Source organism: Algoriphagus sp. (assembly GCF_039969895.1).
GTDB lineage: Bacteria > Bacteroidota > Bacteroidia > Cytophagales > Cyclobacteriaceae > Algoriphagus.
Window position 1 is genome coordinate 1 of record NZ_JBDVMZ010000005.1, and the last position, 22,241, is coordinate 22,241.

Below are 22,241 nucleotides of genomic sequence, written 5' to 3' on the forward strand. Positions count from 1 at the left end.
TTGAAAACAGGAGTACAAATGCATCAGCAGAATCATTCAATGCAAAAATAAAAGCATTCAGGGCTCAGTTCAGAGGAGTCACCAACATTGAATTCTTCCTGTTCAGACTATCTAACATCTATGCGTGAATAAACCTGCTCCCCAGATATTCCGACTGATCCAAAAAGATTAGCCGCAAGTGAATCAAAAAAAATCCCCTAATAAATATCTCATTATCAAGGGATTAAAGCCTTACTTAGCTTTTTATTGTAGAGAGGAAGGGGAATGAACCTCGCTATTATATAATTGATAATCAGTTAATTACAAATTAGATTTTCAGAGAACTACACGATTGACGCAATCCAATATTTTGCAGCATAAATAATATTACAAAATACTATAAATCAGACTATTACAATCGAATAAAGCTTCCTGTATACTTCTTGTTTTAAAGAACTTGTTATCGGGATCGAGGTGAATTTACAAAAAATCGGAATTATAGCCTAATTAAAACTCACCTCCCTACACTTATATATAATAGATAGAAATCCCAACTATCATTATTCCAGATGGACAATAACTAAAAAATCAGACACCCTTTAAGTAAGATTTTGAAGATTTAAAAAAAACTAAAATTTCCTTTTGATTTATAATTTATCATTGTAATATTGCAATGAATTAAAAACACAATGGGAGTTACCAAAACAGATTTATTTTCTCTGGAGCAAAATGAACTGGCACAGGTGGCCAAGGTTTTTGCTCATCCGGCGAGGGTAGCGATTATCCAGTATTTACTTAGATCCAACACCTGTATCAACGGGGACTTGGTTCAGGAATTGGGGCTTGCCCAGGCCACAATCAGTCAGCATCTGAGAGAGCTCAAGCAAGTCGGAATTATTCAGGGCACCATAGAAGGTGTCTCGGTGAGCTATTGCATCAACCCGGTGAAATGGGCGCACATTCAACAGCTTTTCAATGAAGTCTTTGATCAGTTTAAAGCTCCGGATAGCACTTGTTGTTAATTAAGAAGTAAAAAAATTTGTATCCATTAATCGTATTATCGCAATAAACAAATCAAATTATGCAACTATCAGAAGTTAAAAAGGCACTTAGCCAATTGGATAACATAGCCTTTCAATTGCCTGACGGATCATTGGTTCCAACCCATTTTCATGTCACCGAAGTCGGGAAAATCTCCAAGCACTTTATTGATTGCGGGGGAACAGTAAGAAATGAAAACGTCGCTAATTTCCAACTTTGGAATGCAGATGATTACAACCATCGACTACATCCGGAAAAACTAAACAGCATCATAGAACTTTCCGAAAGAGTGCTAAGATTGGAAGATCTGGAAGTTGAGGTGGAATACCAAGCTGAAACCATCGGTAAATTCGGTTTGGAGTTTGACGGAACCAACTTCTTGTTGACACTCAAACAAACTGACTGCCTTGCCAAGGTAAACTGCGGAATTCCACAGGAAAAACAAAAGTTGAACCTGGTAGACATGCCTGCAAATACCTGCGCCCCAGGTTCAGGATGTTGTTAATCTAACCTGTAAATATACTATGAACCCTACACATGTGGATTTATTACCGGGGCTAGCCCTTACTGTTGAGAAAGCAAGATCATTGCCTATCCCTGAGGACAGGAAAGAATCACTCCAGGTGCTGATCACTTATATCCAATCTAAAGTTGGTTCCGGGGAAAAAATTAACTTAAACTTTATCTGTACCCACAATTCCCGAAGGAGTCAATTCTCACAGATCTGGGCACAGACTGCTGCGGACTATTTCGGTGTTCCTGCAGATTGTTATTCCGGTGGAGTCGAAGTGACTGAATTTAACGAAAGAGCCGTGGAATCCATCAAGAGGAGTGGGTTTCGGGTGACCAAAAAAGGAAGTGAGAATCCGGTCTATTTTATCTTTCATTCCGATGATTCAGAGCCGATTTCTGCCTTTTCAAAACTTTTTGACGACCCGATCAACAAGGCAAAGCGGTTTGCCGCTGTAATGACCTGTGCCCATGCGGATGAAAATTGTCCTGTCATACCGGGGACAGAAAACCGGATTCCCATCCGGTATGAGGATCCCAAAAAGTTTGATGGAACTCCGGAGGAATCAAACCGCTATGATGAAAGATCCCTGCAGATCGCTTCTGAGATGTTCTATGTATTCAGTAAAATCAAAAACCGGTAAGTATGGCCTCTTCTCAAAAAAAGCTGGGATTTCTGGATAAGAACCTCACCTGGTGGATTTTTATTGCCATGGCCGTAGGTGTAGCAATAGGATATCTGTTTCCCTCCAGCTCTGATTTTATCAATTCCTTTAGCTCGGGGAGTACCAATATCCCCATAGCCATCGGCCTGATCCTGATGATGTATCCGCCCCTGGCAAAGGTGGATTATAAGCTGTTGCCAAAAGTGTTTAAAAACGTGCGGATTCTCAGCATTTCTCTGGTACTGAACTGGATCATAGGTCCGGTACTGATGTTTGCACTGGCGCTGATTTTCCTGCAGGATCACCCAGAGTACATGGCAGGACTGATCCTGATCGGATTGGCCCGATGTATTGCCATGGTGCTGGTATGGAACGATCTGGCAGAGGGAAGCAGTGAATACGGAGCGGGTTTGGTCGCGCTGAACAGTGTCTTTCAGGTATTTATGTACAGCTTTTATGCCTGGCTGTTTATAACCGTGCTTCCTCCTTATTTCGGATTTGAAGGAGCCATCGTGGATATTTCCATCGGCACCATTGCCGAGAGTGTTGCTATTTATCTCGGGATTCCTTTTTTGGCAGGAATTCTCAGCAGGTTGATCCTGGTGCGCATTAAAGGGGAAGATTGGTATAAAAACGTGTTTATTCCGGCAATTTCCCCATTGACACTTATCGCATTGCTGTTCACCATTGTGGTGATGTTCTCGCTCAAAGGCGACCTGATCGTAGAGATCCCCATGGATGTGGTGCGTATTGCTATCCCGCTTCTGATCTATTTCACCTTGATGTTTATCATCGGGTTTTTCTTCAGCAAAGCCATGGGTGCCACGTATGACAAAAATGCCGCTATCTCGTTCACTGCCGCAGGAAACAACTTTGAACTGGCAATTGCGGTTGCTATCGCCGTATTTGGACTGGACTCGGGGCAGGCATTTACAGGAGTGATCGGACCCTTGGTGGAAGTTCCCGCATTGATACTTTTGGTCAGGGTATCCTTTTGGTTGAGGGATAAATATTATGGAACTCCGAAACTTGCTGATTGATGCGAAAGGAAGTTGATCTGGTAATTATTGGGGGAGGGCAAAGTGCCCTTGCATGTGCATACTTTCTTCGCAGAGCTGAGCTGGATTATCTTATTTTGGATGACCAGGAAAACTGCGGTGGCAGTTGGCCACAGACCTGGGAGACCCTCACACTCTTTTCTCCCTCCCAATTCAGCTCTCTTCCGGGCTTTATGATGCCGGCATCCGCAGGCGCATATCCTTCACGGGATGAAGCTGTTGCTTACCTCTGCGCCTATGAACAACGCTACGGATTCCCGATCAGACGAAAGGTCCGTGTTATAAAAGTAGAGCTTCAGGATGGGGTTTTTCAGATCCATACTGCGGACGGGGACCAGCTAAAAGCAAAAGCTGTGATCTCCGCCACGGGAACCTGGCAAAAGCTTTTTATTCCCGAAATACCGGGACGGAAAAGTTTTCAGGGAATCCAGATCCATTCTGTGGAGTATCAGAATGCCGAAATCTTCAGAGGAAAAAAAGTACTGATTGTGGGTGAGGGAAATACCGGAGCCCAGCTGCTTGCCGAGGTCAGCAAAGTGGCCACTACCTTCTGGGCGACCCATAAGCAACCGGAGTTTTTGCCGGATGATGTAGATGGTCGGGTATTGTTTGATCTGGCAACCGCAAAATATGAAGCTGAGAAACAGGGTAAACCTTTTGACGCATCCCAGTACCATCTCGGAAATATTGTGATGACCCCTACAGTCAAAGAAGCCCGTGACAGGGATGTGTTCAAATCCAAGGGGCGAATTTCTTCGATAGAAGAGGCTGCAGTAGTTTGGGAAAACGGAGACAGAGAGGAAATTGATGCCATTCTCTGGTGTACCGGATTCGGTTTTGCTACCGATCACCTCTCAGGGCTGGTGCCTACTGATTCAAGGGGTAGGATTTCTACCGAAGGCACCCGCTGTAAAGAAGTACCGGGGCTTTGGCTGGTAGGATATGGAGGCTGGACCGGATTTGCCTCGGCTACTCTGATAGGGGTTGGCCGGTCTGCCCGTCAAACAGTAAAAGAAGTCGTGGAATATATCAAAGATTAAAGTGAAGATTGCTTTTTTTTCTGACGTACATGCCAATCTGCCTGCTCTTGAAGTAGTATTGGCGGATATTGACCAGGAAAAGCCGGACAGGATATACTGTCTCGGCGACCTGGTCGGTTACCATGTCTGGCCTCAGGAGACGGTTAACCTAGTGAGAGCGCTGCGGGTACCGACGCTGATGGGTAACCATGAGGAGGGGCTTCAGATAGCTTCACCGGCTCCGGGAACCAATGGTGCGATCACGCAAACCTTGATCAATGAGGAAACCAGAGATTACTTGCTGGGGCTTCCCCGGGAATTGACGGAATCGTACGAATTTGGGGGAAAGCATTTGAATATTTGGATGGTTCACGGCAGTCCAAAGGCTATCGACGACTACATGACCGAGGATTATCCTGAGCAGGAAGTGCTGAACATGATGCGTGAAAAGGATGCTGATATTTTACTGTGCGGTCATACACATATCCCCTATCACCGCCGTATTCAGGATGGAAATAAACTGAGGCATGTGATCAATCTGGGTTCGGTCGGCAAACCTAAAGACGGGGATCTGAGGACAGGATATGTCCTGGCTGATCTCCGCGATTTGTTAACCTTTGATGACGGAAGGGCCTGGAAACTGGAATTCCGAAGGCTTTCCTACGATGTCGAATACGCAGTAAAGAAACTGAGAAACAGTGAATTCCCTGAGAAGTATGCGGATGCCCTGGAGCAGGGTAAGTAGCCAATGCAAATTTTTGACAACCAAAACACGAGCATATGAAAATTGCCTTTTTTTCTGATATACACGCCAACCTTCCTGCATTACAGGCGGTATTGGACGACATTGACCAGCAGAAACCCGATGCGGTGTACTGTCTGGGGGATCTTGTGGGCTATAATATTTGGCCGGACGAGGTAACGGAAGAAATCAGAAAAAGACATATACCAACACTTGCCGGAAATTACGACGAGGGAATTGGGCTCCACAGCGATGACTGCGGCTGTGCCTATAAGGATGATGTCGAAAAAGCCAACGGGGCAGTATCCATAGCTTTTACCAATCAAAAAGTCACCGAGAAAACACGCACTTACCTGAGGTCGCTTCCCAGACATCTTTCGATCGAGTTCAAGTTTGCTGACAGGAATTTGGAGCTGTTGATGGTGCATGGAAGTCCACGGAAGATCAACGAGTATTTGTTTGAAGACCGGCCTGAAAAAAGTCTGATGCGTATCCTCGAAGATTCAGCTGCCGACATACTGCTTTTTGGCCATACCCATAAACCCTTTCACAGGAAACTTTCCAATACCCTGGAAGAAAAAGAAGCTGAGCGTCACGCAATCAATATCGGTTCAGTGGGCAAGCCAAAAGACGGAGATCCCAGAGCCTGCTATCTTATTATGGAATTTGACACCCGACTGGAGACCACGGATCCTGAGGCTATCCGGGTGACTTTCCGAAGAGTTGAATACGATATTGAAAAGGCGGCTGTTGCGGTAGAAAAAAGTGAGTTGCCAAATGCCTACGCAAAGGCTTTGAGAGAAGGGAAATAAGCACATAAAAAATAGAAACATCATGACTGACAAGTCAGCTCTTCTGCGATCAGTGATTACAGAGTACTACGGATTTTTGAAAGCTTATCTCATAAGAAAATGTAAAAATGAGCAGGATGCCGAAGATATTGTCCAAGAAGTAATGCTGAAACTGACAGAAAACTTTCAGCGGGGCAAAGAGATCTCCAATGTCAAGGCCTGGCTTTTTCAGGTTAGCAGAAACACACTTTCAGATTTTTACAAGCAAATGTCCTATGAGTTAAAAGAAGTACCAAAGGAGTTGGGGCCTTCTGTAGAAGAACACTGTGGGCTTACTGCTTATGATTATCTGATTCCGATGATAAGTTTTCTGCCGGATAAGTATGCACAGCCTCTCCTGCTTTCAGACATTGAGAAAATGGCACAGACACAGATAGCCAAAGAGATCGGCCTTGGCATTTCCGCAACTAAAATGCGTATTCAGAGAGGAAGAGTAAAACTAAAGGAACTGTTTGAAGACTGCTGCAATATTGAATATGATCATCAGGGGAACTTTGTCAGTTGTACTGTTAAAACCTCCTGTACACCATTGGTCAGTCACCTCTCCTCATTCCAGAAAAAATATTGTTGAGTAAGATGAGGTTCTCAAAAAAACAGGAATAACCTGTGTCTTTTTACCTACCGACAGAGACTACATAGTATAGTTTAACCAAAAAAAAACAATGCTATGAGTACATTACCAAAAACTAAAGTAAAAATCCTTCATTCATCTTGTTGCTCGATATTTCCCCCGATCCGTGAACAGGTAGAACGGGTGGCTGCCGGAAAGAACATACAAGTTGAAGTAGAGGAATTGTCTGAAATGAAAGACACTATGCTCTATGGAGCATTGCGCTTTCCTTCCCTGGTAATTCACGGAAAGGTTTACAGCTACGATGAATATGCGGAGGATGAAAAACTTGTGGCACTTCTGAAATAGGCTGTGATGAAAGCGCTTGAAAGTAAACTTTCGGATTTAGCGGGATTTCTGTTATTTGACCTGCTGGGAATCAGTGCTGAAAGCACGTTGGGAGCTACAGTTCATTATTTTCTGGTGACGTTTACCGTATTGATTTCACTGGTAATCCTGGTGACCTATCTGATGGGAACCATCGTCAGTTACCTACCCATGGAAAAGGTGAAAAGCTATCTGGAGGCTCACAGACATTCTGGTTTTGGGAATCTTGCTGCCTCAGTTCTGGGGGCGGTCACTCCCTTTTGCTCCTGCTCATCCATTCCTTTGTTTGTGGGCATGATACAGGCAAGGATGCCTTTGGGAATAGCACTTTCCTTTCTGATCACCTCACCTGGTAAACGAAATTGCAATTGCATTGTTCTGGGCTGCTTATGGTTGGAAAGTAACAGTGGTATATGTTCTTTCAGGAATAGCCTTGGGTGTTTTGGGAGGTATCATTCTGGAAAAGCTTGGAATGGAACATTACATTGCAGAGTGGCTGAAAAACCTTGGTAAGCCAGCTGGGGAGACCCATTCGGCAAAAAAGTCTTTCAGAGAGCGCATACCCCTGATTCATGCAGATGTTTCTCAGACGATCAAGAAGTTGGCCCCCTATGTGTTTATCGGAATTGCGGTCGGTGCCCTGGTACATGGTTATGTTCCTGAATCTTTCTTTGAAAAATATATTTCAAAGACAAATCCGCTCGCTGTACCGCTGGCAGTAGTTCTGTCCATTCCGCTGTATATTGATGCGGTCGGTATTCTTCCTGTATTGGATTCGCTGGTTGGCAAAGGTGTTCCTTTGGGAACTGCCATGGCGTTTATGATGGGCTCAATAGGCTTGTCATTGCCCGAAGCTATGTTACTAAAGAAGGTGATGCAGAAGCGGTTGATCATCGCCTTTTTCGCGACTATTGCCACCGGGATGATACTTTCAGGATGGCTGTTCAATTTGTTGTTTTAGGATTTGAGGTAAATCCCGGTATCTTAAGAGTTTATCTGTGGATACCGGGTACTTAGTTTTTTTCTGTTCAAGTTTGGGGGTTCTTTATTATAATGCATAGGCCGTCATGTACAAATTGTATTAAGGCCCCCTTTTTCTAACTGGATAAAAAAAGAGCTCGTATTAAAAAAGAATCCCAAATAAACAGCTGGACTAATAATGGATAAAATCAACAAATATCAGACGGTCGTTATTTTGCTTGCCGTGGCGGTGGGATTGGGTTTGGGGTCAATAGATATTCTTACAAAATACAGCGCCAAGTTTATTGTTCCGCTGCTAATGGTCATGCTCTATGGGCTCTTTTTGAGCATCAATGCAAGTGAAGTAAAAAGCTCTTTCCTCAATTTTAAATTCTCACTGACCAGCATCCTGATTAATTTCATCTGGACGCCCGTTATAGCCTATTTCCTAGGGAGCCTATTTCTGGCAGACGAACTCCCAATTTGGATAGGTTTTGTGATGTTGATGGTGACTCCATGCACGGATTGGTAACTGATTTTTACCGGAGTGGCAAAGGGAAATGTCCCATTATCCGCTTCTATTCTTCCTGTTAATCTGTTGTTACTAGTGTTGCTGCTCCCGGTTTATCTATTGGTTTTCTTTGGAAAATCGGGAAATGTGGAGCTAAGTTCAATTGTTGAGAGCATACTTTTGGTTTTGGTGGTTCCTTTTATTCTGGCTTTCCTCACCAAGAAATTTGTTAACAACATAAGCAAGGCGGGGGAAAGCGTCATAGGCTTTTTTGAAAAATCGCAGGTGCTTTTTCTGGCGCTAGCAGTAGTAGCTATGTTTGCTTCGGAAGGAAAAAATCTAATCGATAATCCAGACATTATTTACAAATTGATCCTCCCTGTTCTCCTGTTTTTTGCCTTCACTTTTTTCTTAGGACAGGCTGTGAGCAGATTACTGAGATTTAATTACGCAGACAAGGTTAGTCTCATCCTGACCACCATGGCCAGGAATTCTCCGATATCTTTGGCTATTGCAGTATCGGCATTTTCGCATGAACCACTGATAGCCTTGTCGCTTGTCATCGGGCCATTGATAGAGTTGCCAATACTGGTCCTTACCTAACAGCTTTTGTTGAAGGCCGAAAGAAACTGATAATGCGTATTGTTTGTAACTAGCGGAATCAAACAAGTAAAATGAGGAATTTAAAGTTTATAATCTTAAGCCTTCTGATCGCAAGTGCTTGTAAGGAAAAAGGTGCTGAATCAGAGGCCTTAACTAATCAGCCTTATACTGAAGGCAAACCTTCCCCAACCATTGAGCATGATGGAATGTAAGTTGGTATATATGATTTTGAAAACTTCAAACCATTTCTTCAACGGGATAATGACAGCATCTATATAGTCAATTTCTGGGCTACTTGGTGTAAACCCTGCATTAAGGAATTGCCGGAAATAGAACAGATCGGGCAGGAGTATAAAGACAGAAAATTAAAAATAGTATTGGCCAGCTTGGATTTTCCTGACAAGATCATTTCCCAGCTCATTCTCTTCGCTAAGAAAAAAAACCTACAGTCTAGGATACTCGTCTTGGATGAAGCAGATCCAAACGCATGGATTCCCCAGGTGGATTCAACATGGTCTGTTGCCGTACCCGCTACTTTGGTATATACTGGAAACAAAAGGGTTTTTCATAATGGCCCGGTCACTTATGAAGAATTGCAAAAATCTATAGAACACCTACTATTAACTTCAAACTGAAATGAGCATCCTAAATTTAATCTCCATTAATCTTCTTGCAATTTTATCTCTTCAGCCTTCAGAAATTGTAAGGGGGGATTTCAATTCTAGTCAGAGAATAGAAGTTACAAACACGGTAGTTATCGTTGAAAACGGCTATGAAATCGGTGATCTGGCCACGGATTTTAATCTAAAAAATGTAGATGGGGAAATGGTATCTCTCGCCAATTACGCAGATGCAAAAGGATTTATTGTTGTATTCACCTGTAATCACTGCCCATTTTCCCAAGCTTATGAAGAGCGTATCATCGCCCTTGACAAAAAATATAAAGCTCAAGGGTTTCCAGTGATAGCTATCAATCCGACAGATCCTGAGAAATATGAATCCGACAGTTTTGAGAACATGCAGAAGCAGGCCAAAGAGAAAGGATACACTTTCCCATATCTGCTCGATGTAGGACAAAAGATATTTCCGCAATATGGTGCTACCAACACGCCACATGTGTACGTGTTAACTAAAACTGCTGAAGGAAATAAAGTTGCTTACATAGGCGCTATAGATGATAATGCCAAGAATCCGGCAGCTGTTCAGAAAAATATGTGGAAGCAGCTGTGGAGTCACTCCTATCAGGCAAATCACCAACAGTGATACAAACCAAAGCTATTGGCTGTACTATTTCAAGATAGAAGTACACGTAGTTTTATTACGAAGCTCTAAGTGATATAGTTTTTCATTAGCAAAGGAGAAAATACCAATTAATCCCTATATAGGTTAAGATGGACTTGGCAACAAAGGACATGATTACTGAAAAAGAAAATGGAAACGATTTTTCAAGACTTTGATTTGAAGCCTTACCCCCTTTAAAATGATAATCTTTACACAAAAGGTCAAAAAATTGATTGAGAGAAAGAATTTTCAGGCGTTGTCTAAGTTACTTTCAGAAAATCCGGATCTTGCCAACGAAGGAATTACAATTCCTTTCGAATTTTTCTGTAGACAAAAAGAACACCCACTTCATAGGATTTGCGATGCTATTTTTGCGAGAAAAATTTCGGATGATGATGGAATCATATTTGCTAAGATTTTTTTAGAAAATGGAGCACAAATAGATGGTGACAAAATTAATGGTGGTGGGACTCCCATTCTTGCTGCAGCTAGTCTTCACGCTGAAAAACTCGGAATATTTTATATTGAAAGTGGTGCCGACATTCATTTTACGTATCAGAACAATGGTGAAACTGCATTGCACTGGGCATCATTTTGTGGTAGGGATAAATTAGTCGACCGGCTAATATGGTCTGGGGCGGAAATTGATGGACAAGACAAAACTTACAACAGCACACCACTTGGCTGGGCAATCCATTCTTTGCAATCAAATGATACAGTAAATAAATTCCACCAAGTAGATTGCATAAAACTGTTCTTACAACACGGTGCAGAGACAAAAAAGCTGGATAAAGGAAAAAACGACTACTTGCAATTGATGGCTAAAAATGATTTAGAATTGCAAACCTTAATGAATTGAAAAACTAGTAAAACTAGATGTTACTCTTTGAAGATAAATAAGGGCTGTCAATATTTATATTTTTTCAATGTTTAAGAACAACAAGGCTTGTTCTCTTGAATAGGAGGACAAGGCACTGTTCCATAGGAGCAATAAACACAGCAATCTCCCTTCTTAGGTTTCAATATCACTTTACAATTCTCACATTCATAAAAGAATTGACAGGCGTCTGTCGGCATGGTTTCTACTTTTTGATTTCCGCACTCAGGGCAGGTGATTATTGATTTTAGTAGGACATTCATGCTAATTACTTTTCCTTTCTTTCTGTTACTTTGTATCCTGTTCTATTTATTGCTGTTTCAATTTCAGAAACATTCGTTTTTAAGCTGTCAAACTGTATAACAGCATTGCCGTTATCATATGATGTGGTCGAGCTGATTATTCCAGAAAGTTTATTCACTTCATGGTTTACATGTTCTTCACAACTTGCGCATGTCATCCCATTGATAGAAAACTCTACGGTCTGGAGATTTTCATTGTCAACCAGTTCCGTCTGGCTTCCTGTCTTGGGGTAGAAGATGTGCGAGTAACTTGGAAAGGCAAGCATGAGCATAGCAAATGCAGTCAAAATACCCAAAAATGTTTTGGTTTTAATCAACTTCGGTTTAGTCGGCGTTTCGCAATAGCAATCCGCTTCTCTTTGAGGTTTCAAAATCTGATACCAAGCAAAACCAAGTGTCAAAATTGTAAAAGCAATAAAGTAAGGTCTTGCTGGTTCAAGCCAAGAAAAAGTGGATGCGATCCCACTTGTCCCCGCGACAAGAGCAAAAACAGGAGTAATGCAACATATGGAAGCCGTAAAGGATGATAGAACTCCTGCCCCGATTAGTGTATTATCTTTCTTCATACAGTTTCAAAAACTTTATTTTCCTCAATTAATGTGAATATCGGTTTAAGCAGGATTTTATACTCTTCAGCTAAGGAGTAGAAAATAGTTTGCGCTTGTCTTTCAGCTTCGATGACCTTCTGATTTTTGAGTTTCCTGAGGTGTTGAGAAATTGCCGATATGGTCATTCCTAGAATATCACTCAAATCACATACACATAGTTGTTTCTCTTCATAAAGCAGGAAAAGAATTTTCAACCTGACCTTATTCCCAGCCAGCTCAAGTCCCTTTGATAAATAGTCGAAGGATTCGTGAAGCTCAAAAACTCGGCTTTTGCAGCGGTTTAGTTGTTTAACGTCCGCTTGTTGCCTAATACAAGAAATGATTTCCATGAATACAAAAATAAGAAGACTTCTTATTTAAGCAAATGCTTAAATACATTTTTATTTTTGTTCTAAAAATCCAATACTCTGCAACGTCAATATCCTAAAATCAAATATTTTTGCTTAGTCTGAAATTATCCTTACCTACCGTTATTTCGAATAAAGTCACTTCATATTTTTCTATTTGCCCACTTTTAAAATTCTAAATGCCCCTTGAACAACCAGGACAAAAACAATTGTTCCTATAACAAGATCAGGCGTACTGGATTCTAGCCAATGAACTAATAGGCCTGCGGCAATTACACCTAAATTAATAATCACATCATTTGAAGTAAAAATCATACTTGCTTTCATATGAGCCTCTTCTTTGTTTTTCGATTTTTGCAACAGATAAAGACAAATTCCATTCGCCATGAGGGCCAGAATTGAGACAATAATCATTGTTGAAAAATCTGGAAGCTTCTCGACTCCAAAAAATCTTCTTAATACCTCTACAAATCCGATGATCGCAAGTATGATCTGAAAATATCCAGCCCATTTAGCAATCCGCTTTTTCCTATATATTGTTCCCCCCACTGCAAATAGACTTATCCCATACACAAAGCTATCCGCAAGCATATCCAAGCTATCGGCAACCAGCCCCATAGATTTGGAAATAACTCCCGTAGTCATTTCGATTAGAAAAAATGCAAAGTTTATTGCGAGGACAGACCATAGTAACTTTTTTTGGTGAGTGTGTTCTTTAAAGACCGTTTGGTCAGTCTGTTGGGTGGAAATTTTCCTCCCTCCTAAATTTAAGTCCACAATAGACTTTTCGATTGCTTCAATTTCCCCTTGATGAAAAACTGTCAGTTTCCGGTTAGGAATATCAAATTCCAAATTCTCAATACTGGAAATATCGTCCAAATTCATCCTGATAAGATTCTCCTCCGAAGGGCAGTCCATTTTGGTTATCTCAAAGATTGTTTTTTGCATTGTTGATTAGCTTGCCTATTGACTGCAAGATTTTTAAGATTTAAGTATATATTATCTATCAGAACTCTTCAGGTCAATGTTGATATGGTCGGTATCTATATCGCTTAAAATTACATGAATCTGTCCTTTTATTGCACTTGCATCCGACAATAATCGAATGTCTGAAACTATAACATGCACAGTGACTACAGCTTTTCCCTCCGTTAGCGACCATATATGCAAATGCTCTACATCTTTAACTTTGTCCCGGCAAAGTATTTTTTGACGAAGTTCAGGGAGATTGATGTTCTTCGGAACTTTTTGAAGCAGTATTTTTAGTGCCTGTACCAATTTATGCATAGCAAATACAAGAACAGTAAGGTTAATAACAATGGCCAGAATAGGATCCAATATTGGAACATCAAATAGCAACATGACAATGCTCCCAACAAGAACAACAACCCATCCAAGAGCATCCTCTAAAAGATGAATCATCATAACCTGTTTGTTCATCGATTTACCGGATTTCAACTTCCAAACACCGATTCCATTTAAGGCTATACCCAAAAATGAAATGCTAAGCATCCAATATGCATCAGGGTTCTGTGGATTTATTATTCGGTCAATAGATGCATAAACTATATATATATATATATATATATATATATATATATATATATATTGATCCGAGCAATAATGTCAACGCGTTTATCATCGCTCCCAATAAAGAAAACCGGGCATATCCATCCTGGATTTGCTACAAAAAACCGGACAAACATTTAAGCTCGGTTATCGATTGATTTTTATATCGCCTGCCGCGGGCTACTCAAATTCTCTGGTGGATTTTGAAGGAAAATCCCCAGAGAATTTCGAGTTTCTATTTTCTATGCGGCAATGATTGATTGTGTTTTACCGAACTGTTCTGGGGTAAGGAAATTCAGGTAGGAGTGTTTCCTTTTTCTATTGTACCAGATTTCGATGAATTCAAAGATTTCCATTTGTGTTTGATAGATAGTCAATTCTGGAATATGATAAATAAGCTCTGATTTGATGATTTTGAAGAAGTTTTCAGCTACTGCATTATCCCAACAATTTCCTTTTCTGCTCATACTCTGGTGGATTTTATAGGTTGTAAGCAACTTTCTAAATTCTTCACAGGCATATTGAACTCCCCTGTCAGAATGAAACATCAGTTCCCATGGATTCGCCTGTCTATTTAGGATTGCCATCTTGAAGGCGGCTATGACGGTTTTTCCTGTCAAACAGATCCATGACGATGGTCAGATAAATCCATCCCTGCTTAGTTCTTACATAAGTGATGTCCGATACCCATTTTTCTCCAGGTCGGCTGGCACTAAAATCCCCATCCATCAAATTTTTCGAAGGAAGATATCCATGATTCGAATCTGTCGTCGACACCTTGAATTTCTTGCAGATAATGCTGCGCAGGCCTAGCTGTTTCATCAGTCTGGCTACCTTGGGTCTGGAAACAAGCATTCCCCGATCCTTGAGTTCTATCCTCATCTTGGGACTCCCCAGGCGAGATTTGGTCTGTTGATGCAGTGCTTGAATAGCGGCTTTCAAAACCTGATTCTCCAAGGCCCTTTTAGAAGGTTTTCTGCGTAGCCAGGCATAATAGGCACTTCTTGATACACAGAAAACTTTACACATCTTCTCAACAGCAAATTCCGATTGGTAGTCTTTCATGAACCTGAATATTTGTTGTCGCTCTTGGAGAAGATGCTTACAGCCTTTTTTAAGATAACCCGTTCGATCTGCGCTTCTTTTAGTGACTTCTTTAATTTAACTATTTCCCGCTGCTCAGCAGTCAAAACAGGTTAGCCATTGCCTGTGAAACTGGACACTCCGGTTGATGCAAATTCCCGGCTCCACCGCCTGACCATATCACCAGGAATACCTAATTCCCTGCCGATCTCATTGGAGGATTTACCGCTTTTGTGTAGTTCAACTGCCATCAATTTAAAGACCTTGTCGAAAGTTCTTCTTGATCTGTCACTCATTGATTCAAAGTTAGGAGAGCTTAACTTCCTGTCCAATCAAATGTAGCAGCTTCAAATGCAGGTCTTCAGGAGCACATTTACATCCTTCTTCACACAGGGCATACTTCGTAATCCCTGTTCCATCCTCTATGCTATGTATCAAGCCTTTTTCTTCAAAAGTTTTTAGAGTTCTATATAAGGTAATCCTGTCTGCCTTTTCGAAAGCTGCTTCCAGGTCCTGCAAACTTACCGCTGCTATTTGCTTTTGCAGTGTTTTCAAAACCAGCAGGCGCATTGCCGTTGGACGTATTTCTTTCTCTTCTAGTTTATTTTCTATATTTGAAAGCATAATTAAATCCTTTATAAAAATAGATGTATCCTCTGATAACCACTTCTTTACTATAACTCTTTAGCTCTCTTACGCGCATCCCGTGCCTGTTTAAGGATTTTCCATCCTCCATGTAGCACCACTCCAACCACAATAAGGCTGATGATCAAATCCGGAAGAGGGGAGTTAAGCAGCATTACCCCGATACCGGACAATACTATCCCTAGATTAACAAGCATATCGTTACTGGTAAATACCATAGAGGCCTTCATGTGTACGCCCCTTTCACCTTGAAATTTCAGCAAGCGCAAGGCAAGAAGGTTACTTGCTGCATTTACTATAGCCGTGATGATCATCGCCCAACCTATTGGTTCAGTTTCTATTATGAAACGCCTTATCACTTCACCTAACAAAAGCAGGCCCAGCCCAATCAAAAGAACACCGGAAAGGTTTGCAGCACGTGATTGAGCTACAACACCTTTGCCCACAGCGTAAATGCTCACAATGTAAACGGCTGAGTCAGCCAAGTTATCGAGTGCCGCGCCCAATAATCCTGTGGAATTTGCTATAAAGCCAACAATACCGGCCAATGCCACCTGGAACATATTGATCCCAAGGACCTGTTTTAATGTTTTTCTTTCCGCTTTATTGGATGAGTCAAGTTTGCCCTCGTTTTCTTCGTTGTTATTATTACCGCTCATGATTGGTCTGTTATTTTAGTGGAATTATTTCACGAAACTTGCCACAGGAGATGTTTTCTTTAAATTGCAAGCAGCATTTATAAACGATTCGTGGTTTTAATTTTTTATGGCAATCTTTTTATTTTACTTATTATAAAACCACTAGTTGGCAGCGTGGGCATACGGGATAAGCTAAATGTCAAATCCTGATCGGGCACCTCATAAGTTATCCGATTAGACAGAAAATCCACAGCTTGTTTCATCGATTCAATGGTGAGCCATTCACCCGCACACCTATGTCCGTGTAAATGTTCTCCTCCACCCTGCGGAATTAAGGTAAAGGGATTGCCGTCCCAGTTTATAAATCTCTCGGGATGAAATTTATGGGGGTCTTTCCATAATTCAGAATCGTGAAGCATGCCATATATATCCAGCAACACCAACCTGCCACGCTTAAATGTATATCCCTTCCATTCAAATTCTTTCCGCACAATAGCACCTACCATAGGGGTAAATGGATAAAACCTTCGTACTTCCTGTACCAGCATTTCTGTAAGGTTGTCTTTCCCTGTCTGTATTTCTTTTTTGTATTGTGGGTACCGATGTAAAGCAAGCGCAGTAAAAGTAATGTAGGTGGCTATGGCTACGGTGGGCCTTAATACATTTATCAGCTCTACTGCTGCAACCTGTGGATCCAACAATTTGCCATCAGGCTCAGGGTGAAAAGCAATTGTGTGGGCGGCAGTACCCTTTTCTACATGGATTTTACCGTTACGGATTTCCTTAATAAGGTTAGCAATCCACTTTTCAGCTCTTTTCCGGGCCTGCTTTCCTCTCCAGTGCCGTGGGCCAATGGCTCCGAAGGCATCTACCATAGTCCCGAAATCCCTGGCCCTTTGTTGCACTTCTTCTTCTCGCAGCGGCACGCCCGACCATGTACAGACTGCACGGCAAAGGAGCTCCTGTACTTCGTTAAACAATATTATTTGCTCTTCTTTTTCCCATTTACTGATGTATGTTTCCCAATAGCTTTGTTGGATTTCCAGGAACCCCCGAAGGCTGTCCGGTTTCATCAAAGACATAAACATTTCTTTTCTTTGCCTGTGTGCTGAATTATCCAGTGTCTGGACCCCCTTCTGGCCGAACAATGTTTTTTGCACCCTTTTAGGAGTAGCACCTTTGCGCTGAAACTTTTCAGTGTCATAGAAAACCTCCGCGGCTTCTTTTCCACCCATGCAGATTGCTTTCTTTAACATCAAGCGGGTCCTAAAAATATCGGACCCAAGCTTTTGACGCTTTTTCTGAATAAATTCATAGCCGTCACGAAGTAGTATCAAACTACTATCAAAGTTTTTGTCTTTCGGAATAGTTGTCATGTTCTTTACATCTTTAAATAATTATCTTTCATTTTTAGACCAGTAACTTAAACTTAATACAACGTAATCTAAGTTTTGTGAAATGACTAAATATCACATAATTTAGTTTACAATGCACTCAAGGCCATTAGACCGTCATCGGTACTGAACCTTCGTCCACCCCAGCGTGTTTAGCACCTTGCGTTCCTTTTAGCCTGCCACTCAACTTCAACTAACTAATGGTCTCATGTACTTTCTGAAACCCGCTTGTGTAATTTACCCCCAGTTTACGATTGGGGATATCAAATAATAGTTGCTTTACCTCACTATAAGGCTCCAGCTTCATGCGGATCATCTGCTCCTCTGATGAGTAGTCCATTTTGTTGATTATAAAAGTTGATCTTTTCATATCCTCAAATTGACACCAAAAATAATTTGCCTAAAACCTCCCCCAAATATCCCTGATGTGGCACGGTTCAAGCGAGAGGCTCGGTAAATTTCATTGGTGATATTCTTTTCATTGATAAAAACCGTCATATTCAGTTTTTTACCCAAAATAAAATCATAGTTCACGTAGGCATCTATCGAACTATAGGCGGGCAGCTTTCCGATTGCCCCATCGGCAGACTCGTTGCTAAAATTATGGAACTCGGTAAATTGCCCGCTTACGAAATGTCCACTGGCCCCAACGGATAGGTTTTGGAAATCATAGTTCAAACCAATGCTTGCGTTTCATCTGGGTGTGTAAGGCGCTTCGGCATCTGAAATGCCATCCTCTCCAAAACGGATAACACTTTTCGTTATGTTCTGAAAATCAGCTTGATCTATGTTTCATCAGTAAGTAATACTTCACCTCCCGAACCGTCCGAAACATATACTTCATAGGCACTTCTGTTGACGTTTACTTTATCGATGTACTCGTTTTGGGTGGCGGTGCTGTGGATGACTTGCGAAAAAAGATCTTTGTCCACCAATCTACCTTCCAATACTTTGGATTTCATTAAATTGATGTTTCCAAAAAGCCGAAGTTGGTGCTGGTTTATATTGAAAAGTTCCGCCCCAACAGCAGCCTCAAGCCCTTGCACATTAATTTTACCTAATTCCTGAAATACTTCATTTCGGCCTCCCGCATAGAAATTCCGGCTGGTATTGTTGAAGTAGGTGAGTTGCCCGTCAATGCGATTGTCCCATAAATTTCCCCGCCAACCGATCTCCCTGTTCCATGCCAATTCGGGTTCAATGTTGATGCTTTGTCCTGCAAGCGGGTTGGTAACAATGCCATCTTGCTCCACCAAAAACCCGAATACCTTGGACGGGGCTATCATACCCTGATAGATGCTTCCATAAAATTCCCCATCTTGAATGCGGTAATCTACTGTGATGCCCGGTAAAAATTGCGTGTAAGCATTCGGCTCTCTCCCTTCTTCCGTACTGTTTATGTCCGGGTTTTGGGCAAGGGCCAATAAATCCTGTCGGTACATATCCACGTATTCCAAACGAAGGATAGGTGTGATGCCCCATTTTCCGATATTAAATTCATTTCGGATAAAACCGTTGAAAGACCATAACCTGTACCACAAATCTGTTGTGGTTCTTCCGTTCCTTGCCCAGCGGCTGCTGTCGGCAACCAAAAATCGGTCTTTGAAGGTTTCACGGTGCAAATTAATAGCTGCTTCCAGGTGTTGCTTTTCACCGAAAGCTTCCCAGTCCAAATTCATTGTTTCCTTAATACCTGACACGATGTAAGCCCAACGGCTGTCAGTAGTACTTTCCCGTCCATTGAGTACCCTGCCTACAATTACGTAATCTTCTTCATCAAAATCCAATCCTCTTAAATAACTGTACCGGTCATTGAAAATCGTGTCTCCAACATAATTCCTCACCTCTGATGCTTTCACCTTTGTCGTGATCTGTCGCCACCAATCCCGTTCATAGTCGGATGCATATATTTTTGAGATGAAACTGATATTATTTTTGGGAATCCACTTATGGATAATGTCCAATCCATACCTCCTCATAGTAAACTGATCGGCATCTAAAGGATTTTGGGTAGGGTCGGTTTCAAAAGTAAAAGGCGTTTGTGAACTCAACGAAGCCTGGTTATCCTCAAATTGGCCACTCACTTTAAAATACAATGATTGGTTTTCAGAAAGTTTGGCAAATATCTTGGCATTTAAATTCAGCACTTCTACCGAAGAATTATCGGTAAAACCGTCAAACTTTTTGTAAACGCCCTCGACCAACGCCCCGAGATTGTTCCAGGTGCCGCCATAAGATAGCAAAGCTGTTTGGTAATTTCGTTGACCGCCAATCAATTTCATTCTCAATTCAGGTTTCTGAGGTGGCAAGGCGGTAATGTAATTGACAGCACCATACATATTGTTTGGGCCGTAGCGAAGCATATCCGCACCTTTATATACTTCAATGGAAGTGATGCGGTCGCTCACAGGGTTGTAATAAGCTCCGGGGGCAATGTACGGGGCAGGCGCAGAAGGTGTGCCGTCTTCCATAAGCAATACTCTCTTGGAGCGCCTTCCCCAAGAACCTCTGATACTTATATTGGGACGGTTGGAGAGTCCCATATCCCCCACAATGTTCACTCCGGGTACCATCCGAAGCACTTCTTCCGCACTTAATGGATTGATGTTTTTCAGGGCAATCGGACTTATTCTGAAATTGCTTCCTTTGAATTCCTCCTTAAAATTATTGGGTGATGCACTTACGATGACTTCATCCAAAGTTGCACTGGCCCTTGTCAGCGCTATTATTCCCAAATCAGCAGTGTTGGTGTTGATTGAAAGAGTTTTCGTTTCATAGCCCAAATATTTAACTTTGATTGTATATGAGCCATCCGGAAGTTTGATCTCGAAAAATCCCGATTCATCAGCTACTGTACCAACGCCCTTGGATTCGACAACGATCTGAGCGCCAATAAGCGGTTGTTCGTCCTCACTGTCAACCACCCTTCCATTTACTTTTGTTTGGGCAAAGATGTAATACTCAATAGTATTAATAATAAGGTCAAGGGTACATTTTGTTTTGCCATTTTCAGTCTTATTTTGTTTGCTAATTCTATAATTAAATTTCAAATATTGAGTCCTATTTCATTCTTATAAGCCAACAATCTCAACGTATTAAAGACTACCAACAAGGTTGAGCATTCATGGATTTAAAGGTTTAAATATGTAACGCCCTGTCTTCGGTAGCTGCCAGACAGGCCTCCTTAAAGGTCTCGGAAAAAGTGGGATGCCCGTGCGACATCCGTGCAACATCTTCGGCAGATGCCCTAAACTCCATTGCCACCACCGCTTCTGTATAGCTATCGGCAATTCGAGGGCCAATCATATGCACGCCCAATATCTCATCGGTCTGCTTATCTGCGATTACCTTGATAAAACCGTCTGTGTCCATACTTATTTTTGCTCTTGCATTGGCCTTGAATGGAAAGGAGCCTGTTTTGATACTTCTTCCTGCTTCTTTCAATTCTTCTTCCGTCAATCCTACTCCTGCAACCTCGGGTTGAGTGTACACAATATTTGGGATGAGCGAATAATTGATATGTGGTTTTTGGCCAACAATCCGTTCGGCTACAAATACGCCTTCTTCACTGGCTTTATGGGCAAGCATTGCTCCCCGGATCACATCTCCTATGGCATATACACCCTGTACGCTGGTTTCGAGGTTTTCATCTACCGTTATCTGTCCTTTCTCGTTGGTTTCCACTCCTATATTTTCAAGGCCTAAATTGGCGGTGTACGGTTTCCGGCCAATGGCCATAAGGCAATAGTCGCCTTCTAAATTCATTTCTTTTTTATCGGACAGGTTTTCCGCTTTCAATTCAACTTTGTTGTCCGTTGCTGTTGCATTGGTCACTTTATGTTCCAAATAAAACTCAATTCCCTGTTTTCTTAGGGAACGATGCAATTGATGTCCCAGTGCGCCATCCATAGTGGCGATGAGGCTATCAAAATATTCCACAATAGACACCTTAGAGCCCAGGCGGGCGAAAACAGAACCTATCTCAACCCCGATAACGCCTCCACCAACGACCAATAAATGGTCGGGAATTTCCTGTAGCGCAAGGGCCTCGGTAGAAGAGATTATCCTTTTTTTATCGATTTTAATATTGGGCAAGGAAGCGGGTTTGGACCCTGTGGCAATGATAATTTTATCGGTTTCTATAGTTTCCGTTTTAGCTTCGGCCTTAATCTCAATCGTGTTTTTGTCCTTGATGGTGCCGTGGCCTTCATAGACGGTAACTTTGTTCTTTTTCATCAGATACCCAACGCCATTGATGATTTCCTGTACCACATCCTGAACCCTTTGGTTCATTTTTTTGATATCGACATTGGCTTCTTTTACATCAATCCCAAAATTTTCGAATTGATGTTTGAGTTTGTAATAATGCTCAGAGGCTTCAAGCCAGGCTTTTGACGGGATACAGCCCACGTTAAGGCAGGTGCCGCCAAGCGTGCTGTACCTTTCAATAATGGCTACTTTTAATCCTAATTGGGCGCAACGTATAGCGCTTACATACCCGCCAGGGCCAGAGCCTATAATTGTTACATCATATTTTTCCATATTCGTAAATTTTTTAATTAAATAAGGTGGGGGAAACCTTAAGCTGACCAGGGGCGCAAGGGTTCAGTTTTAAGGTACT

General features: G+C 41.8%; 26 protein-coding genes and 3 pseudogenes. 16 read left to right on the plus strand and 13 right to left on the minus strand.

Annotation, left to right across the window (positions count from 1 at the left end):
* The 16 genes and pseudogenes from ABJH64_RS02355 to ABJH64_RS02430 form a co-directional block, all read left to right on the plus strand.
* A partial coding sequence (locus ABJH64_RS02355) for a transposase (protein WP_348334532.1) occupies positions 1-128 on the plus strand: 128 nt, incomplete at its 5' end.
* Between the two features lie 540 nt (positions 129-668).
* Entirely contained in the window at positions 669-1,001 is a 333-nt protein-coding gene (locus ABJH64_RS02360) for a metalloregulator ArsR/SmtB family transcription factor (RefSeq protein WP_348299828.1), read from the plus strand.
* A 59-nt stretch (positions 1,002-1,060) separates the two neighbouring features.
* Entirely contained in the window at positions 1,061-1,525 is a 465-nt protein-coding gene (locus ABJH64_RS02365; RefSeq protein WP_348299830.1) for a DUF6428 family protein, read from the plus strand.
* 19 nt (positions 1,526-1,544) lie between these two features.
* On the plus strand, positions 1,545-2,174 hold the full coding sequence (locus ABJH64_RS02370) for a protein-tyrosine-phosphatase (protein ID WP_348299832.1): 630 nt from the start codon (positions 1,545-1,547) through the stop codon (positions 2,172-2,174).
* 2 nt (positions 2,175-2,176) lie between these two features.
* On the plus strand, positions 2,177-3,235 hold the full coding sequence (gene arsB / locus ABJH64_RS02375; RefSeq protein ID WP_348299834.1) for an ACR3 family arsenite efflux transporter: 1,059 nt from the start codon (positions 2,177-2,179) through the stop codon (positions 3,233-3,235).
* Positions 3,235-4,293 carry an ArsO family NAD(P)H-dependent flavin-containing monooxygenase gene (locus tag ABJH64_RS02380; RefSeq protein WP_348299836.1) on the plus strand — a complete coding sequence of 353 codons (1,059 nt, stop codon included), beginning with the start codon at positions 3,235-3,237 and terminating at the stop codon, positions 4,291-4,293. Before arsB ends, ABJH64_RS02380 begins: the two co-directional genes overlap by 1 nt.
* A gap of 1 nt (position 4,294) precedes the next feature.
* Positions 4,295-5,017: a metallophosphoesterase family protein gene (locus tag ABJH64_RS02385; protein WP_348299837.1), complete on the plus strand. Its 723-nt coding sequence runs from the start codon at positions 4,295-4,297 to the stop codon at positions 5,015-5,017.
* 35 nt (positions 5,018-5,052) lie between these two features.
* Complete coding sequence (locus tag ABJH64_RS02390) at positions 5,053-5,826, plus strand: metallophosphoesterase family protein (RefSeq protein ID WP_348299839.1); 774 nt, start codon at positions 5,053-5,055, stop codon at positions 5,824-5,826.
* A gap of 22 nt (positions 5,827-5,848) precedes the next feature.
* Positions 5,849-6,436: a sigma-70 family RNA polymerase sigma factor gene (locus ABJH64_RS02395; protein WP_348299841.1), complete on the plus strand. Its 588-nt coding sequence runs from the start codon at positions 5,849-5,851 to the stop codon at positions 6,434-6,436.
* Positions 6,437-6,532: 96 nt separating this feature from the next.
* A complete protein-coding gene (locus ABJH64_RS02400) occupies positions 6,533-6,784 on the plus strand; it encodes a thioredoxin family protein (protein WP_348299843.1) in 252 nt (83 codons plus the stop codon).
* Between the two features lie 162 nt (positions 6,785-6,946).
* Positions 6,947-7,763: pseudogene (locus ABJH64_RS02405) on the plus strand (permease).
* Between the two features lie 318 nt (positions 7,764-8,081).
* Positions 8,082-8,876 (plus strand): annotated as a pseudogene (locus tag ABJH64_RS02410) (bile acid:sodium symporter).
* 71 nt (positions 8,877-8,947) lie between these two features.
* Positions 8,948-9,088, plus strand: coding sequence for a hypothetical protein (locus ABJH64_RS02415; RefSeq protein ID WP_348299845.1), 141 nt, complete (start codon positions 8,948-8,950; stop codon positions 9,086-9,088).
* Positions 9,089-9,094: 6 nt separating this feature from the next.
* Positions 9,095-9,511 (plus strand): TlpA disulfide reductase family protein, encoded by a 417-nt coding sequence (locus ABJH64_RS02420; RefSeq protein WP_348299848.1) that lies wholly within the window; start codon positions 9,095-9,097, stop codon positions 9,509-9,511.
* A 1-nt stretch (position 9,512) separates the two neighbouring features.
* Positions 9,513-10,139, plus strand: a complete 627-nt coding sequence (locus ABJH64_RS02425) for a thioredoxin family protein (RefSeq protein WP_348299847.1) — start codon at positions 9,513-9,515, stop codon at positions 10,137-10,139.
* Between the two features lie 217 nt (positions 10,140-10,356).
* Positions 10,357-11,016, plus strand: coding sequence for an ankyrin repeat domain-containing protein (locus ABJH64_RS02430; RefSeq protein ID WP_348334517.1), 660 nt, complete (start codon positions 10,357-10,359; stop codon positions 11,014-11,016).
* A 71-nt stretch (positions 11,017-11,087) separates the two neighbouring features.
* Here the strand turns inward: ABJH64_RS02430 and ABJH64_RS02435 are convergent, their stop codons facing one another.
* The 13 genes and pseudogenes from ABJH64_RS02435 to lpdA form a co-directional block, all read right to left on the minus strand.
* Positions 11,088-11,297: a GDCCVxC domain-containing (seleno)protein gene (locus ABJH64_RS02435; RefSeq protein WP_348334519.1), complete on the minus strand. Its 210-nt coding sequence runs from the start codon at positions 11,295-11,297 to the stop codon at positions 11,088-11,090.
* Between the two features lie 5 nt (positions 11,298-11,302).
* Positions 11,303-11,902, minus strand: coding sequence for a mercuric transport protein MerTP (gene merTP / locus ABJH64_RS02440; protein ID WP_348334521.1), 600 nt, complete (start codon positions 11,900-11,902; stop codon positions 11,303-11,305).
* A complete protein-coding gene (locus ABJH64_RS02445) occupies positions 11,899-12,273 on the minus strand; it encodes a metalloregulator ArsR/SmtB family transcription factor (protein ID WP_348334522.1) in 375 nt (124 codons plus the stop codon). The genes merTP and ABJH64_RS02445 overlap by 4 nt, the downstream gene beginning before the upstream one ends.
* Before the next feature lie 171 nt (positions 12,274-12,444).
* The gene (locus tag ABJH64_RS02450) at positions 12,445-13,239 is read right to left on the minus strand and encodes a cation transporter (protein ID WP_348334524.1); all 795 of its coding nucleotides are present in this window, start codon (positions 13,237-13,239) and stop codon (positions 12,445-12,447) included.
* A 51-nt stretch (positions 13,240-13,290) separates the two neighbouring features.
* Entirely contained in the window at positions 13,291-13,896 is a 606-nt protein-coding gene (locus tag ABJH64_RS02455) for a cation diffusion facilitator family transporter (RefSeq protein WP_348337716.1), read from the minus strand.
* Positions 13,897-14,102: 206 nt separating this feature from the next.
* A pseudogene (locus ABJH64_RS02460) lies at positions 14,103-15,239 on the minus strand (IS3 family transposase).
* A 10-nt stretch (positions 15,240-15,249) separates the two neighbouring features.
* On the minus strand, positions 15,250-15,567 hold the full coding sequence (locus tag ABJH64_RS02465; RefSeq protein WP_348299284.1) for a transcriptional repressor: 318 nt from the start codon (positions 15,565-15,567) through the stop codon (positions 15,250-15,252).
* 50 nt (positions 15,568-15,617) lie between these two features.
* Positions 15,618-16,247, minus strand: a complete 630-nt coding sequence (locus ABJH64_RS02470; protein WP_348299286.1) for a cation transporter — start codon at positions 16,245-16,247, stop codon at positions 15,618-15,620.
* 104 nt (positions 16,248-16,351) lie between these two features.
* Entirely contained in the window at positions 16,352-17,602 is a 1,251-nt protein-coding gene (locus ABJH64_RS02475) for a cytochrome P450 (RefSeq protein WP_348299288.1), read from the minus strand.
* A 211-nt stretch (positions 17,603-17,813) separates the two neighbouring features.
* Positions 17,814-17,990: a hypothetical protein gene (locus tag ABJH64_RS02480; RefSeq protein WP_348299290.1), complete on the minus strand. Its 177-nt coding sequence runs from the start codon at positions 17,988-17,990 to the stop codon at positions 17,814-17,816.
* On the minus strand, positions 17,987-18,298 hold the full coding sequence (locus ABJH64_RS02485; RefSeq protein ID WP_348299292.1) for a hypothetical protein: 312 nt from the start codon (positions 18,296-18,298) through the stop codon (positions 17,987-17,989). The genes ABJH64_RS02480 and ABJH64_RS02485 overlap by 4 nt, the downstream gene beginning before the upstream one ends.
* A 107-nt stretch (positions 18,299-18,405) precedes the next feature.
* Entirely contained in the window at positions 18,406-20,670 is a 2,265-nt protein-coding gene (locus ABJH64_RS02490) for a carboxypeptidase-like regulatory domain-containing protein (RefSeq protein ID WP_348299293.1), read from the minus strand.
* Between the two features lie 88 nt (positions 20,671-20,758).
* Positions 20,759-22,162 carry a dihydrolipoyl dehydrogenase gene (gene lpdA, locus ABJH64_RS02495; RefSeq protein ID WP_348299295.1) on the minus strand — a complete coding sequence of 468 codons (1,404 nt, stop codon included), beginning with the start codon at positions 22,160-22,162 and terminating at the stop codon, positions 20,759-20,761.
* Positions 22,163-22,241 lie beyond the last annotated feature (79 nt).